The following is a 16527-nucleotide window of genomic DNA, read 5'->3' on the forward strand; positions in this document are numbered from 1 at the left end:
GTGCGGGATGGGGGCGGTGGCGGCGCCCGGGACGGGGACCGGAGCGGAGACCGAAGCGGGGACAGCGGCCTGAACGGGCACGCCGACCGGGACAGCGCCCGGGACCGGGACAGGACCGGGCGCACCGACCAGGACCGGGACGGCCGCCAGGGCGGCAGCCGGGACCAGGACCAGGACCGGGGCGGCAGCCGGGACCGTGACCGCGGCCCGGGCGAGGACGGTTCGCTCTCCCGGCTGCTGGAGCGTGCGGCGGAGCTCCGCGAGGACCCCGAGGTCACCGAGGCGGTGGGCCTCGACGACCTGCGGCCCGCCGAGGCCGAGCTGTTCGCCTCGCTGCTGGCCGGGCACCTGCTGGGCTCCGTCGGCCGTGCGGAGCTGCTGTCCGGCTGTCGCGGTCTCGCGGCGGTCCAGGCGTACGAGTGGTTCGCCGGGGTGGACCGGGCCCTGGCCGCCCCGCCGCCCGGCGACGGCCGGACGCCTCCGCGTTCCGGAACCGCCGCCCTGTTCCACCCGGTGGCGTTCCGGATCGCGCTCGCGGTCCTCGGCGGCGCGTCGCACAGCGCGGTGTCCGCCGCCGCCCACCTGCTGACCTGGGAACTGTCCGTACAGAGCGATCCGGACACCACTCCCGCGCGCCCCCTGTTCTGCGACGACCCGGAATCCGACCTGGCGCTCTCGCGCGCCCGGCCGGCCGACGGGGTCGTCGACGTGGCGGGCAGCGAGGTGACGGGGCGGCTGATCTTCTACCGGGGGACCGCGCTGCCCGCCGCCGTGCTCGCCGAGCTCTGGGACCGGCACTTCCCCGTCCGCGCCCCGGTCGTCCGCTGGCTGCGGCTGCTCGCCGACGACCCCCGGCCCCAGGTGTCGATGCGCGCCGCGGTGGCCGCCGGTGAGCTGTCCGTACGCGACTTCGAGCACGGGTACGCGGAGTTGATCCGGCCGCTCGCCGAGGCGCCCACCCCCCGCCGCAGGGTCTTCGCCGCCACCGCGCTGGACCAGGCCGCCGGTCACGCCTCGCACCGCCGGGCGGTGCGCAAGGTGGTCGACAACTGGTCGCGGCACGGCACACCGGCCCTGCGCTGGACGGCGGCCATGGCGCTGGGCTACGGCCGGTCCGCCGACTCGATGGACGACACCCTGGACGCACTGGCCGGGATCGGGGTCCGCGACGACGGGGAGCAGCTGGCCGTGGCCTCGCTGAACGTGGTCCGGCTGCTGACGCTCCCGGAGTGCGCCACCGTGCTGCGGCGGCTGGCCGACTGGACCGGGCACCGCCGCGAGGAGTACCAGGACCTCGCACTGGTGAGCATCGTCCGGCTGGCGCTGACCGATGTGGACGAGGTCCTCGACGACGAGCCCGGCACCCCGCTGGGCGACCGGGGCGACTGGCCGCTGCTGCTCGCGCTGGCCGCGACCCGGCCCGAACTCACCGGGAAGCTGGCCGACCTGTTCTGGACGGCGCTCAACACCGCGCGGTCCCGGGACGTCGCGCTGGACGCCCTGGAGACCCTGTTGCGCTCCGCCTCGCGCAAGGACGGCCGCGCGTGGACGCGGGAGGGGCTGGCCGCGCTGCTGCCCGCACTGACCGCCGAGGAGCAGGACCGGCGGCGGCTGGACTGGCTGCTGCGCCGAATGATGAGGGATCAGGACCGTCCGCTCGCCGAGGAACGGGCGCGCGCCCTGTGGAGGCTCGCCGTGCCCACCCGGCAGCGGCGGTCCGAAGAGGAGGAAAGTCATGGCTGAGGAGAACGGCGGGGCGGAGAACGGGGCGGTGGACCCCTCGCGGCCCACGGGCCCGTTCCTGCGGGAGTACACGCCGACGGGCCCGTTCCGGCAGGGCGGCGCCCGCACCACGTCGGTGCTGTTCTACCGGCGGGGCTACAGCGTGGCCGGTGTCTCCGGCATCGACCACTACGACAAGCCGCCGCTGGCGCGACCGCACACCATCTGCGAGATCGCCACCGGCACCTTCGTCACCACCCTGCGGATGGAGCTGCCCGCGTCCGGCGGCGCCACGTTCTTCAAGGCGGAGGTGGACATCCAGTGGACCGTCGAGGACCCGCACCTGGTGGCGGTGCAGGTGGTCTCCGACATCGCCGAGCGGCTCACCGCGCCGACCCTGGAGCGACTGTGGGAGATCTCCGCCCAGTACCCGGTGCACAGGGCGGAGCAGGCCAACGCCGACATCACCCGGGCGTGCGTCTCCGGCCGGTGGAACGACCTCGGCACCGACCTCGGGCTGCGGGTGCGGCTGTTCGTACGGCTGCGGGTGGACGACCGGACGATCGGCCACGAGGAGAGGGTCCGGAGTCAGCGGAGCGACGACGAGCTGGCGCGGATGCGGCAGGAGAACTACCTCACGATGCTGCGGGGCGGTGAGCTGGAGCAGCTCAGCCACATGCTGGCCGCGGACCCCGAGGAGGCCAACAACTTCCTGGAGAAGATCCGCCAGGAGGGCCGGCAGGACGAGAAGGACCGCGTCGACCGCCTCTTCTCCATGATCGCCGGCGGCCAGATCCACTCCGACGAGATCGAGACCCGGGTACTCGACGACCTCAGCAGGCAGCACCTCGGTATCCAGGGCGGCATGGGCACCCGGCCCGCCCGCCGCACCCATCGGGAGCTGGCACCCGTCCGCGAGGAGACGTTCACCCCCGAGTGGGTGGCGGACGAGCCTCCCGTGCGGCAGCCCCGCCCGCCCGTCCAGGACGCCGATCCGGAACAGCCCGCGCCGCGCGACCGCAACCGTAACCGCGACGACGGCTGGGGCTGGGTGGAGGGCGACGGATGAGCTCCGACGGAACCACACGGACTTCCCCCGCCCCGACCGCGCCGGTGCCGGACGGGGGTCAGCACGGGCCGGACAGGGCGGGGGAACGCATCGCGGAACGGCTCCTGGTCACCGTCCGGGAGGACCTCGGCAGGGCCGACTCCAAGGCGGCCGTGCTGCTCTCGGGGGCGCTCGCCCTGCCCGCCTTCCTCATCGGGCGGCACGGCTCGCCCGACTGGCGGGGCCCCGGCGACCTGGCGCTGGTGGCCGCGGGCGTGCTGTGGGTGATCGCGGTGGCCGCCCTGGTCCGCGCGCTCCTGCCGCGTACGGGCACGGTCCGCGACCGGGAGGGGGTGACCTACTTCGGGGACCTGCTGGCCCCGTTCGACTACGACGTGCTGACCGCCCGCATCAACGAGGCCGGCCGCGACCCGGTCGGCTGGCTGCTCGTCCAGGCCGTGGACGTCAGCGCCATCCTGTCCGCCAAGTACCGGGCGATCCGCTGGGCGGTCGCCACGCTCGCCCCGGCGGCGGCGCTGGCTCTCGCCTGGAGCCTGGCCGGGCGCTGACCTGACCGCACGGGTGTGCAGCGTCCAGAGGCACACCACCGACGACTACACAGAGTGTGCGAACAAGCGCTCCATGACACCAACGGGCGTGCACACACGCCACGCAGACACGCAGACACGACACGCAGACACGCAGACACGGCAACGACAGTAAAAGGGGACGGTCGTGCGGAATGACCGAAGAAGAGGCCCGGCCGGCACCGGCCGGGCCGGGCGGGCGGCGCTGGCCGTCCTGGCCGGTGCGGCCCTGCTCACCTCCCTGACGGCACCGGCCGCCGCCGATCCGGAGCCCGCCGCGCCCGCCTTCGCCTCCGTCAACTACGCGGTGGCCGTCGACCAGTCCGCGAGCCTCGCGCCCGCGGACATCAATGCGGAGAAGGCGGCCGCCGCCCGGATCGCGCTCGGCGACGTCTCGGCGACCTCCCACATCAGCGTGTTCGGCTTCGCCGCCGCCGAGTCCGCCGACCAGCGGGCGGTGGACCCCGTGTGCCCCCGTACCCGACTGGACGCCGCGGGACGGGAGTCGGTCGGGGGCTGCGTGGAGAAGCTGCGCAGCCGCAAGAAGAGCGAGGGCACGGGGACGGACTTCCCGAGCGCGATACGCCAGGGCGTGCACGAACTGAGCTCGGGCACCGACGCGTCGGTCCCCCGGGTGCTGTTCCTGCTCACCGACGGGGAGATGGACGTCACCGGCAGCCCCCAGTACGGCGACCCGGCGCACCGCGAGGCCGAGGGCAAGCGCCAGCTGGACCTGGAGCTGAAGAACGCCGCCGCCAAGAACGTACAGATCTGGCCGCTCGGCTTCGGCCCCGACCCGGACAAGGAGCAGCTCGACAAGATCGCCGCCGGCGGCTTCCAGAAGGGCTGCGTCGACCTGCCGTCCGCCCGCCCCACCGCCCGCAAGGTCTCCGGGGCCAAGGACGTCGGGCCGGTGCTGGAGAAGATCTTCGCCGCCGCGCACTGCCTGCGCTACCAGGCGGGCCCGAACAAGCGCCCGCCCGCCACCCTGCCCATCACCATCTCGCCGCTGGCGACCGTGGGCAGCATCGTCGTCGACAAGGGCTCCCCCCAGGTGACCGTCACCTACACCGACCCGCTCGGCAACAAGGTTCCCACCACCGGGAAGTTCAAGGACTCCACCTTCGAACTCGCGGGCGGCGGCGGCACCGTGGAGGCGCTGAAGATCGTCGACCCGGTGCCCGGCCGGTGGAAGGTCGACGTGAAGGCCCCCGAGGGCCACCGCTCGCTGCCCGTCGGCGTCAGCGTCCTGTGGCAGGGGGAGCTGCGCGGATCCATCACGATGGACCCGCCCTCCCCGCAGGCCGGGCAGAAGGCGACCGTCACCATGCGGCTCCAGACCCGCGAGGGCTACGAGATCAAGGACCCGGCCGACTACGCCGGTCTGAAGGTCAGCAGCCGGCTCACCGGCGACGGGTTCGCGCCGCTGCCGCTGCGGCTCACCGACGACGGCAAGGGGCCCGACCCCACCAGGAGTGACGGCTCCTTCAGCGGTACGGTCACCGTCCCGAAGAGCGCCGACGGCGCCCTGAAGGTCAGCGGCACCCTCACCGCCTCCGGGCTCAGCGCCGACACCCGCAGCGAGGGCGGCCAGGTCGCCCCCGGGGCCCTGCCCGTCACCACGGCGCTCGGCCCGGTCCGCGGCGAAGGCCACCCCGGGGACACGGTCACCGCGAACCTCTCCGTCACCAACACCACGGACGCCCCGCACACCCTGAAGCTGTCCCTCGCGGATGTCCGGGCCGGGCTGCTCACCGTGAGCCCCGCCGAGATCGTGGTGAAGCCCGGCGCGTCCTCCACCCATGAGGTCCGGCTCGGGATCGGCCCGGAGAAGTCCTTCGACGGGCGGCTCGACGACGGCCCCCTCGGCATCGGCGGCACCGTCACCGTCCAGGACGCCACCGACGGCGACCGCACCCTGGTGCGCACCCCGCTGTCCGTCCAGGTCACCCCCGAACCCAGCCTGCTGGACCGGTACTGGTGGGTGCTGGTCGGCGCCGTCGCGCTGATCGTCGTCGGCGTCCTGGTCGCGCTGGCCTGGCTCCGGCAGCGCCGGGGCCGCCGCGACCCGCATGGACTGACGCTCCACCTGCTCTCCGAGGACGGCGACGTGCTCGGCGTCCACACCGCCGGACACGGCCAGAAGCAGTGGTACGCGTTCGACATCGCCGAGGCGCACAGCAACCCGCGCATCGAACGGCGCACCAACGGCCGGTACGCCGTGCGGCGCAGCCCCGAGGGCGGCGCGGTGCTGCGCAGACACGGCGGCCGCACCCGGGAGCGGCTCACGGCGACCGGGCGGGTCGATCTCACCGACCGGCTGAGCCTCGCCCTCGGTGAGGACTCCGTACGCACCACCGCCCCCGGGCGCCCCGACCCGGTGGCCACGACCGGTGGGAGCGACGACTACCTGTGAGGCGCGCGCCGCCCGCCACCCGGCGGGCGGCGCCGCAGGACCCGGCGGGCCGCACGGCCGCGAGGAATCGCGGCCGTGCGGTGACGCCCATGGACGAACCGGCCCCACCCCGGCCGGAAGCGGGAGGAACCCATGAAGATCTTCCAGCCGATGCTCTTCGTCGGCCTGGGCGGCACCGGCGGCCTCGTCGGCGCCGAACTGGAACGCAAGCTGCGCGTGGACCTGTGCGGCCCCGACGGCACCGCCCTCCAGCACATCGGCGGCCTCGCCCCCTACCAACTGCCCGACTGCCTGCAGTTCGTGTACGCGGACTTCAGCGAGTCCGACCTCCAGCGGCTGCCCCAGTTCAACGTGGACTCCTCGCTGCGGGCGGCGTACGCCCGCACGTCGCGGGCCACCCACAACCTCCTGCCGAACTTCGACAGTTCGCCGGAGGTGACCCAGATGCTGCGGGCCAGCCTGCGCGAGGAGGTCGCGGGCTGGCTGCCCTCGCGCGACGGCGAGCCCCGCGTCACCCCGCTGCACAACGGCGCCGGCCAGCTCCCCACGGTGGGCCGCGCCGCGCTCTTCGCCACGCTGCGGCACTCCCTCCAGCCGGTCCTGGAACCCCTCCTCCAGGCGATCGACGCCATCGCCAAGTCGGCGGGCGAGCTGAGCGAACTGGGCGGCGGCCGGGTCACCGGCTGCGACGTCTTCGTGGCGTTCTCCGTCGCCGGCGGCACCGGGGCCGGGATCTTCCTGGACTATCTGCACCTGATCAACCAGGCGTTCAAGATGCGCCGCTTCAACGGGGTGAAGATCTACCCGCTGGTCGTCATGCCGTCCTCGTTCCCCGCCTCCACCGGCGGCGGCCGCGAGGCCGAACTGAACGCCGCCCGCTCGCTCGTCGACCTGTTCCGGCTGGTCGACGGGCAGAACGCGCCGACCGCCGGGGCGGAGATCGGCGACCTCGACCAGGAGACCGGCCTCGGCATCCGCTACCCGGGCATCACCCCGGTCCGGCTGCGCACCGGGATCCTGCCGACCGCGTTCCTCTTCAGCCCGACCGCGGGCATCCGCCAGGACGACCTGCGCCGCTCCATCGTCTCGCTGGTGATGTCGCTGATCGGCACCGAACTGGGCGACAGCCGGGCCCAGGGCCGGGCGATGGCAGGCGACGACGACTTCCAGACCTTCGCCGCGAGCTTCATCAACCGGGGCGTGCAGCGCAGCGCCCTGTCCCCCACCGGCATCGGCCGGCAGGGGGTGTCCACCAGCCTGGTCGCCTCGATGACCGCGCCCATGGACCAGCTGGCCGACCTGGTGGCCGGGCGGCTGCTGCGGGTCGCGGTCACCGAACTGGTGGAGCGGCCGCGCAACCCGGCGAAGGACGACACCGTGCCGCTGGTCCGGCAGCTGTTTGCCGACTCCCAGCTCGAAGAGCTGTGGGAGCGCAAGCAGTTGCCCGTCGAGGACCCGCAGCCGCTGCCGCGCGGCGGCAAGGCGATCGAGGAGGCGCTCAACAACCGGATCGGGGACATGCAGCGCCTGCTGTCCGAGCTCCAGTCCATCGCCGACCGGCAGGCCGCCGCGATGGCGGCCCGGTTCAGCCCCCGTCCGGCGATCGAGAAGCTCCTCCAGAGCGTCGACCCGTTCCTCGCCGAACGCCTCGTCAGGGGCGTCCCGGACAGTGAGGACGAGATCACCCGGCTCGGCTTCCTCGGCATGCTCACCGCCCGCTCCCGCTCCCCGAAGCGGCCCCCGGGCGTCACCGACCAGCCGCCGAAGACCCCCCGGATCAAGGGCCGCATCGCCGGGATGTCCCCGGCCCGGTGGGGCGACGACGACGTACGGGCCGCCCTCCAGGCCCAGGACAGCTGGTACCGCTGGCGCTGCCGGGCCGTCTGGCACGAGGCCTGGCGGGAGCAGCAGCAGCGCTGGCAGTCGCAGGCGGACACGGCGGGCACCGACCTGGTCCGGCTGGTGAACTCCTTCCGCAAACACGCCGACCAGGAGCGCAAGTCCGCCGAGCAGAAGGGGCTGGAGCTGTACGCGGAGCGCACCGGCATCTCGTACCTCCTGCCGCCGCAGCGCAGCCTCAACCACTTCTACGAGGACGTCGTGGCCCGGCTCGTCCGCGGCGAGGGCCTCCGCGAGAGCGACGACGAGGCGTCGCTGCTGCTGCGGCTCATCGACGGGGACACCTGGCGTGAGGTGCACGCCCGGAGCCACCGCAACCCCGACGGTGCGGTCGGAGCCGTCAAGGCCCGGCTGGAGGGGCGGATCACCCGGCTCTTCGCCGAGAGCGGCGCACAGGTGGAGGAGCGGCCCCTGCTGCCCTCGATGAGCACCCTGCTCGCGGCCGCCGCCGGTGACGCGGAGGCCACCGACCAGGTCAGCAAGGAAGCGCTCGACCTGTTCAGCCGCAAGCTCACCGGGCTGCTGCCGGTCGGTTTCACCCCGGAGGGCACGGGGCCGCTGCGGGTCCTGGTCACCCACCCGCGGGTCCAGGCGGGGGACGAGGTGCAGGAGTACCTCGCCAAGGCGCTGCGGCTGCCGTCCGACGCGAAGAACTCCGTCGAGTACCGGGGCGTGGAGAGCGACTCGATCACCGTGGTCCTCTTCCGCAGCGAGATGAGCCTCACCCAGGTGCCCGAGGCCCGCAAGGTGCTGCGCCAGTGGGCCAGGGCCAAGGACGACGAGCAGGCCCACGACGTACTGCGCTGGCGCCAGCGCCTCGGGTTCGAGGACGACTGGATGGTCAGCAGCGAGGAGGACCGGCGCACGATCCTCCACCGCCTGCTCTGCTGCATGTGGAACGGCCAGGTCGACGTCCTGGACGGCGACACCGCCTCACCCTCCCGGGTGCGGTTGCGGCTCTTCCCGGAGAAGGGGGCGAGCGTCCCCGGCGTACGGCTGCGGCTCGGCGACTTCCCCGGCGGCATCTCCAGCTGGTCGGAGCTGCTGCGTTCCTACGAACGCTGGACGGTGCTGGACGACGAGCGGACCGTGGAGGACTACTGCAGCAAGCTGATGGGCGCCCAGCCCCTCGGACTCGGCCGGGCGGGCACCGAACCGCACCCGATGTTCGTCGAGCTCGTCGAGCGCATCGCCCCGCGCCAGCTGGAGCTCCTGGAGGAGCGCCGGGAGCTCGGCGGCCGGCGCGTGGACGGGTGGATCCGGCCGCTGTGGGAGTTCTGGGCGGAGACCCTTCCCGCGGCCCTGGACAGGGAGTTCGGCGACCAGCGCGCGATCCAGCCCACGCTGCGGACCCTGCTGGAACACGTACGCGGCGGCGTCCCGAAACAGCCCCCCGCCCGGCCCGCGCCGGAGCGCCGACGCGTCGTGGAGGACGAGGAGGACTGGGGCACCTCGGCCCCGGGCACCGACGAACGGCTGGGCGACGACACCCTGCCCGGTCCGCGCTCGGCGCCCCGATCGGCCCCTTACGACACGGAGGAGCGGTACGCCGGCGCGGCCCGGCACGCGGACGCCCGGCACACGGACGCCCGATACCGGGAGGAGCGGTACGGGCCCGACGCCTCGCGCGACGACCGGCCGGCCCGGGGCGCAGGACGCCGGGACGAGCGGTTCGCGGACGAGCGGCCCCGCGACGAGCGGCCCAGGGACGAGCGGCCCAGGGACGAGCGGCCCAGGGACGAGCGGCCCAGGGACGAGCGGCCCAGGGACGAGCGGCCCAGGGACGAACGGTTCACCGACTCCTACCCGGAGTCCCGGGCCGGCGACGACCGGTTCACCGACTCCTCCGGCGACGCCCGGTTCGGCGACGAGGACCGGTACACCGATTCCCGGTCCGGCGACGCCCGGTCCGACGACGACGCCCGGTACATCGGCTCCCGGTCCGGCGACGACGCCCGGTTCGGCGGGGGTGAGCCCGTCGGAGCCCGGGACGTCGGAGCCCGGGACGACGGCGGCAGGGACGACGGCGGCCCCGACGGGTTCGGCGAACAGGACCGGCCGCCGGTCCGCCGTACGGCCGCGAGCGGCTGGGACGGCGACGGCTGGGGCACGGACGACGAGGGCGGCGCGGGGCGCTCCCGGAACGGGGGACCGCAGTGACCTCTCCCGAGGACACCACCGCCGTGGTCCGTCTCGACCTGCGCTCCGGGGCCGCGGCCCTGGCGACCCCGCAGGCCGTACGCGACCGGGTGGCCGAGCAGCTGGGCCGGGCCGGACTGCCGGAACCCGACTACCCGTTGTTCCTGGTCACCGACACCCCCGCCGGGCTGACCGACCACCAGCTCCCGTACGAACTGCTCTCCGGCTACCGGGCGGTGGGGGAGACCCGGATCCTGGTGCTGCTGGTGGGCAGCTCTCCCGGTTCGTACGACGCCGGGGAGGAGGCGTACCTCCCCGACCGCCGGCTGGTGCGGCCCACGACCCTGCGGGCCAACACGACCGGCCTGTTGTGGGCCGGTGACCTGCGTTCCGCCCGTACCGCCCTGGACCGGCCGGAGCCGGACGACCCCGCGGCGCTGGCCGTCCTGGTGGACCTCCTGTCGGTCCCGGACGTCTTCGTCCGGGTCCTGGAGGGCCTGCGGAAGCTGCCCGACTCCGTCGCCGCCCCCGGGGTCCGGCTGCTGGAGCAGGACCTGCCGACGGAGGTCAGGGACCGGGCCTGGCGGGACGCGCTGACCCGGTTCGCGGGCGAGGACAGCGGGGCGGGCGACCCGGTCGACATCGTCCCGGACTCCCAGCTGCCCGAACCGCTGCGCGCGCTCGTGACGGGGCGGGACGCCCGGGGCCCCGGGCACCGCCGGCCGGACGGGCAGGCGAACCTCGCGCACCGCACGTGCGCGGAGTCCCTGGACCGCGCGGACGAGGAACTCGTCGCGCTGCGGTCCTTCCTCGGCCTGCTGCACCCGGCCCGGCGCGATGCCCTGGAGGCCGATCTGCACCAGGCCCGCGAGGACCTGGGCGGTTTCCGCGCCCTGGTGGAACGGGCCCTCCAGGGCGGCGGCGGGGCGGCGGCGCCCACCGCGGAGGCCGCCGCCCGGCTCGGCGCGCTCGGACTGCGGGTACCGGCTGCCGACCGTGCGGGGGAACGCGTCGGCGAGGGGCTCCGCGAGCTGGCGGGCAGGCTCCTCGGTGAGGGGCTCGCGCTGCGTTCGGTGGCCCAGCACTTCACCGCGCTGGCCGGGCGGGTCGAGCCGGTGCCGGGCACCGCCCTGCTGCACCGGCTCGCCGACCACTCCGAGGAGTCGGTGACCCGAGGCTCCGCGACCGAGTACGCCGCGCCGCCCCGCACTCCCGGCGCGGTGCTGCTCATGGCGGGCGCGGCGGGGCTGCTGGGCGGCCTGTGGCAGTGGCCCGCCGTCCTGGCGGCGCTGCTGGTGCCGGTGCTGTTCGTGGCCGTCGCGCTGCTGGGCGCGAACCGGCTGCGCACCGGGCGGCGCGCCGCCCGGTGGCCGATGGGTCCCCGGATCGCCGCCGTCGCCGGTGCGGTGGCCGGGGCGGCGGTCGCGTACGCCGCCGAGCCGCCGCTCTGGCTCGGCGGGACCGGGCTGCTGGTCGGCCTCGGACTCACCGCCGAGGCGGTCCGCAGGCTCTGGCGGGACGCCGCCGACTCCTGGGCCGCCGGGCGCGGCACGACGGCGCTGCGCACCGCGCTGGACGGGCTCGACACCCTGCTGGCGGAGCTGGTCCGCGAGCACTGGGCGGCGGAGGAGCGGCTGTACTGCGCGGACGCCGCGCGTTCGGTAGCCGGGATGCTGCGGGCGACCGCTGCCGCCGCCGACGCCCAGGCCGCACCGGAGCCTCTCGCCCCGGCCGGGGCGGGCGGTGCCGGTCCCTACGAGGACGACGACTGGCTCTCCGCGCCCTCCGCGCTGGAGACCCCGGAGTCCGGCACCGCCGACGGGGGCGCGGACGACGGCGACTGGGCCGCCGCCTACGCCTGGGACAACACCCCGGACCGGCAGGGTGATCACGACACCGACCAGGACAGTGACCGGGCGAGCAACCCGTACCGGGAGAGCAGTCTGTACGGGGAGAGCAATCCGCACGGGGAGAGCAACCCGTACGGCGACCGGGACGGCCGGGACCCCGGACCGTACGACACGCCTTCCCCGGCCGCGTATCCCGCCGGTCCCGACGACACCCCGTGGGGGAGCGGCGAGGGCGACCGCGCTCCGCGCTGGCTGGACCGGGAGATCGGCGAGGGCGGGCCTGACCTGGTCGCCACCCTCGCCGGGGACCTCCGCAACACCGCGATGGCCGCCATGGCCCCCTACTGGGGCGCCGTCGAACGCGGTCAGGCCGGGGCGCTCGCGCTCTCGCGGACCGAGGAGCGGGTCCGCGAACTGCTGTCCGCCGCCCGCCACCACCTGTGGCGCTACGGGGTCCTGGCCCCGCCGCCGTACCCGGCCGACCACCGGGCCCGCACCACGGCCGCCGGGCTGCTGGGCACCGATTCGCTGCGGGTCGCCGAGCTGGTGGGCCGGGAGGCGGACCGGGGGTCCGTCGTCCAGTTGTCCTCGCCGGAACAGGGGGCCCTCCTCAGCCGCGACCCGGAGGCCGCCCTGTGGATCCGGTTCGCCCCGGGCACCCTCCAGGGCGAGATCGAGGCCGCGTGGCGCAAGAGCGGTTCGCCGCCGGCCGAGGAGGCGCTGTGGACCTCCTCCGGGCGGTACGCGGGACTGATCCGGCTCACCCCGCTGCGGATGGGCGTCGTCGACACGGTCCTGCCCCGGCAGAGCACCGGCGGCAGCGCCCGGACCGACGCCGACCGCGCCGAGCCCTCCGTCCACGCCGAGTTCAGGGAGGACGACCGGTGGTGACCACCACCCCGCCGGGCCGGCCCGGGCCACCGGGGGCCCCGCGCCCCCACCTCGATTTCACCGACCCCACCGGGCGGCGACGGACCGCCCCGGCCCGCTTCGGCCCGGCCTCGCGGCGGGACCCGGCGCTGCCCCAGCGCATCCGCAACGGGCTGCTCGACGACCGGGGGCAGCAGTGCGTCCAGGTGTTCCTGTCGGCGGCCGACGCCGCCAACCCGGCTGCCCGCACCCTGCTCGACACCGAGGCGGCCACCGCCCTGCGCCTCGACCGGACCCTGGAGAGCACCCCGTACGCGTATCTGTTCCCCACCGTCATCGGCTACGAGCTGGACACCGCCGAGCCGTTCCTGCTGTACGCCGCCCCGCGCGGCACCCCCGTCGGACGTACCCATGTGATGTCCGCGTCCGACCAGCGGGTGTTCGCCCGGGGTCTGACGCTGGCCCTGTGCCTGCTGGATGGCCAGGGTCTCGTGGCGCGCGGGATCTCCCCCGCGACCGTGTTCTGGGACGGTACGTCGGTGCAGTTCTGGGGACTTGAGGGCGTCACCCGCGCCGGACGGCCCCGGACACCGTGGGGCCGGGCCCCGTACGCCCCGCCCGAACAGCACCGGGGCGAGGGCCACGTCGACCCCCGGGACGCGGTGTGGAGCGCCGCCCAGGTGCTCTACCAGCTCGTGACCGGCCGGCCCGGCCCCGCCGACCGGGCCCCCGCCGACCTCGACCGGCACCGGGTGCTCGCCGGGACGCTGCCCCGCGCGTTCGCGCCCACGGCGGCCGGACGCCCCACTCCCGGGGCCCTGTTGGAGCTGCTGGCCCCCGAGGAGGCTCGGCGGCTGGGGCCCGCGACGCGGACGGACGGCGCCCGCCCGCACCAGGAGGCCTTCGACCGGGCGCTGGACGCCAAGCGGCGGACGCCCGCTCCCCCGGAGGACCCGGCGGACGGAGCACCCGAGGACCGGGCCCCCGGGGAGGTGCTCTGCCCGTACTGCCTGGAGGGCATCCAGCTCGACCTCGGCAGACTGTTCGTGACGGACGACCAGATGCAGTACCGCCCCTTGGACCTTTCCCGTATCGGCAACCCGGTGCGGCGCGAGGACGTGATGCGGGGCGCGGTCCAGCAGTGCACGGCCGACCCGGACTTCCCGGAGCACCACATCCCGGTGCCCTACCTCACCCACGGCCGCCCGCTGACGGTCGCCATGATCGGCCAGTCCAGCACCGGTAAGAGCCATCTGCTGACCCAGATGATCGCCGAGATCACCGACGGCGGCCTGGAGCGGTACGGGGTGGGCTGGCAGTCCGTCAACCCGGAGCAGCACGCCCGCTTCGTCCGTGAGCGGGTCCAGCCGTTGCGCAGCGGCAAGGTGCTCGACCACACGAGCGGGGTCGGCCTGGACGGCTTCGCCCGGTTCGTCGAGTCGCTGCTGCTCACCGACGCGCGCGGGCGGGTGCGCCCGGTCGCCTTCTTCGACCTCGGCGGCGAGGACCTCGTCCGCACCGACGGGGCGCTGCGCTTCCTGCTCGGCATCGACGCCCTGGTCTTCGTCGTCGACCCGGCGCTGGCGCTGCCACTGCCGCAACTCGACGGGGTGCGCGAGCGCTGGGGCACCGAGGTGGACCGGGACGGCGACGCGGCGTTCGGCACGGTCCTCGACCGGCTGCCGCGCCGGGGCCCCTATCTGGAGACCCCGGCGGCGATGGTGCTCGGCAAGTCGGACCTGCTCCGGTTCCAGCCGCCGGTCGACCGCTGGCTGGGCGAGGGGCCGCCCGCCGCGATCGGCCCGGACCAGTTCCGGGAGGAGAGCGGGGACGTCTACGCGCTGCTGCGGCAGCACGCCGGACAGGCCTGGCTGCGGCCCTTCGACGCGTTCCGCCGCTGCACCCTGCACATCGCGTCCGCGACCGGGGGCCAGGAGAGCCGGGGCCGCTACCCGGCGGGCGCGGGACCCCGCCGGGTGCTGGAACCCCTGGTGTCGCTGCTGGCGATGCACGGGATCATCGAGGCGCCCGGGGGCGCCGCATCATTCGGCGTGGGAAGGGAAGCGCAGTGAACGACGCCCTCGATCGGCGCGAGGAGAGCGGCCCGGGCGGCCGGCTCGACCAGGTGGTCTTCCGCTGGAACGGGAACCAGGGCCGCTCCAGTACGGGGATGGCAGCGGTGGCGCACTCCTGCTCCGCCGAGCGCGCGGAGTCCCTCCGCCGCGAACTGGGCCCGCTGCTCTGGGTGCCGGGCCCCGGCCCGGCACCCCGCCAGAGCAGCGTCCGGGTCTCCTCCCGGAGCGGCGGGACCGTGCTCCTCCAGCGGTGGCCCACCCTGGACCGGGGCGGGCGGCCCAGCACGGCCTGCCACGCGGTGTTCGGCGACGCGGACACCCTGACGCCGCTGCGCTGCCTGGCTCTGGGCGGCACCGCCTGGAGCGACCGCGCCGTCGCGGAGACCGCCGCCGGAGGCCTGCCGACGCTGGACGCGGCTCGGCTGCGGGCGACGGCGGACGAGCGACTGCGCGAGATGTCGGACGAACTCCCCACGGTGAAGAAGCCGTTGATGGTGGTGACCGCCGAGTGGCTGCGCGACCCCTCCCGGCGGCTCTCGCTCCTCGCCGAGGAGCACGAACTGCCCGGCTGGCCGCGCCGGAACAGGACTCCCCTGCTCTACCTGGGGCTGCTGTCGGTGTTCGGCGACTGGTTCGGCACGGAGTGGAGCTACGCCACGTACGACACGGTGGACACCCACGCGTTGCGCCTGACCTGTGTGCCCGAGTGGTCGTCCCAGGCGGCGGGCGCCCGGTCGCTGGCCCGCGTCCGGCTGCGGCTGCCCGCCGAGGGGGACGTCGAGATGGCCGCGGCGAAGGAGCTGGTCGAGTACGTGCTCGACCGCCCCGGCGCGGCTCCGGGCGTACCCCTGCTGACCGGCGAACTCCTCTCCGGGGCCCGCCTGACCCGGCAGGAACGGCGCGAGGCCCTGCGCCGCATGCTGAACGCCCGGCACGCCCCGTCCCCCGCACCGGCCCGGGAGGAGGACCGTTACGTACGGCAGGAGGACCGGTACGCGAGCGAACCCCGCCAGGAGGACCGGTACGCGGCCGAGGACCGGGAGAGAGACAGGTACGCACGCCGGGACCGCCAGGAGGACGGGTACGCGGGCGAGGAGCGCCAGGAGGACCGGTACACGAACGATCCCCGCCAGGAGGACCGGTACGCGGGCGAGGAGCGGCAAGAGCGGCAAGAGGGCCAGTATCCACACCGGGACCGGCAGGAGAACAGATATACGACCGAACCCCGGCAGCAGGACAGACACACGACCGAACCCCGGCGGCAGGACCGGTACGGGACCGGGCCCCGGCAGGAGGACCGGTACGCGCGCCAGGACCGGGAGGCGCGCCACGAGCAGGAACGCCGGCGTCTGCACGAGGAGTTGCTGGTCCACCAGCGTGTCGACGCCGCCCAGTCCGCACGGCTGGCCGCCCGGCTCAGGGACCTCCGGGACGCCCCGCTGCTGACCCTCCTGTCCGCCGACGGACTGCCGTGGGCCTCCCGCGACCTCGTCCTGGACGAGCTGGCCCGCACCGAGCGGCTGCGGTCCCGGGACGAAGCGACCGCGCAGGCGCTGTGCACCGAAGTGCTGCGGCACAACCTGTACTTCAGACCCGGCCGGCCCGAGGCGGACAGCCCGTCCGCCCCGGAGATGCGGGAGCGGGCGGCCGAGCTCTTCTCCTGGGCCGTCGCCCCGCTCGTACGGGACCCCCACCGGGCCCCCGATCTGAGGCCGTTGTTCAACATCGTCCTCAAGGACGGCCGCGACACCGGCATGGAGTGGCTGCGGCGCATCCTGGTCGCGCCCCCGGGCGGCCGGGCCCCCGACCTGCCCCCGCAGCTGTGGCAACAGGTCGTGACGGACCTCCTGGCCCACCCAGCGTCCGTACCCGTACCCGCGCCCGCACCGGCGCGGGTACGGGTACGGACGCTGGGTGGGCC

Annotated in this window: 7 protein-coding genes and 1 pseudogene; all 8 read left to right on the forward strand. The window is 74.9% G+C overall.

Annotated elements, in window-relative coordinates; genetic code table 11:
* Positions 1–1743 (forward strand): annotated as a pseudogene (locus tag HET64_RS24280) (hypothetical protein); the annotation flags it as partial.
* Positions 1736–2791 (forward strand): hypothetical protein, encoded by a 1056-nt coding sequence (locus HET64_RS24285; protein ID WP_215108902.1) that lies wholly within the window; start codon positions 1736–1738, stop codon positions 2789–2791. The pseudogene HET64_RS24280 and the gene HET64_RS24285, both read left to right, overlap by 8 nt.
* Entirely contained in the window at positions 2788–3339 is a 552-nt protein-coding gene (locus tag HET64_RS24290; protein ID WP_215108904.1) for a Pycsar system effector family protein, read from the forward strand. The genes HET64_RS24285 and HET64_RS24290 overlap by 4 nt, the downstream gene beginning before the upstream one ends.
* Positions 3340–3505: 166 nt before the next feature.
* Positions 3506–5773, forward strand: coding sequence for a VWA domain-containing protein (locus tag HET64_RS24295; RefSeq protein ID WP_215108906.1), 2268 nt, complete (start codon positions 3506–3508; stop codon positions 5771–5773).
* Between the two features lie 132 nt (positions 5774–5905).
* Positions 5906–9832: a tubulin-like doman-containing protein gene (locus HET64_RS24300; RefSeq protein ID WP_215108908.1), complete on the forward strand. Its 3927-nt coding sequence runs from the start codon at positions 5906–5908 to the stop codon at positions 9830–9832.
* Complete coding sequence (locus tag HET64_RS24305; RefSeq protein ID WP_215108910.1) at positions 9829–12552, forward strand: hypothetical protein; 2724 nt, start codon at positions 9829–9831, stop codon at positions 12550–12552. The genes HET64_RS24300 and HET64_RS24305 overlap by 4 nt, the downstream gene beginning before the upstream one ends.
* Positions 12546–14603, forward strand: coding sequence for a hypothetical protein (locus HET64_RS24310; RefSeq protein WP_215108912.1), 2058 nt, complete (start codon positions 12546–12548; stop codon positions 14601–14603). Before HET64_RS24305 ends, HET64_RS24310 begins: the two co-directional genes overlap by 7 nt.
* Positions 14600–16527 (forward strand): hypothetical protein (locus tag HET64_RS24315; RefSeq protein ID WP_215108914.1); only part of this gene is annotated, 1928 nt, incomplete at its 3' end. The genes HET64_RS24310 and HET64_RS24315, both read left to right, overlap by 4 nt.

It is taken from the genome of Streptomyces sp. McG3, from assembly GCF_018619185.1.
GTDB lineage: Bacteria > Actinomycetota > Actinomycetes > Streptomycetales > Streptomycetaceae > Streptomyces.

Bases quoted from the DNA above. Each gene is read 5' to 3' on its own strand.
- HET64_RS24290 (WP_215108904.1), top strand. From the start codon at position 2,788: ATGAGCTCCGACGGAACCACACGGACTTCCCCCGCCCCGACCGCGCCG.
- HET64_RS24285 (WP_215108902.1), top strand. From the start codon at position 1,736: ATGGCTGAGGAGAACGGCGGGGCGGAGAACGGGGCGGTGGACCCCTCG.
- HET64_RS24300 (WP_215108908.1), top strand. From the start codon at position 5,906: ATGAAGATCTTCCAGCCGATGCTCTTCGTCGGCCTGGGCGGCACCGGC.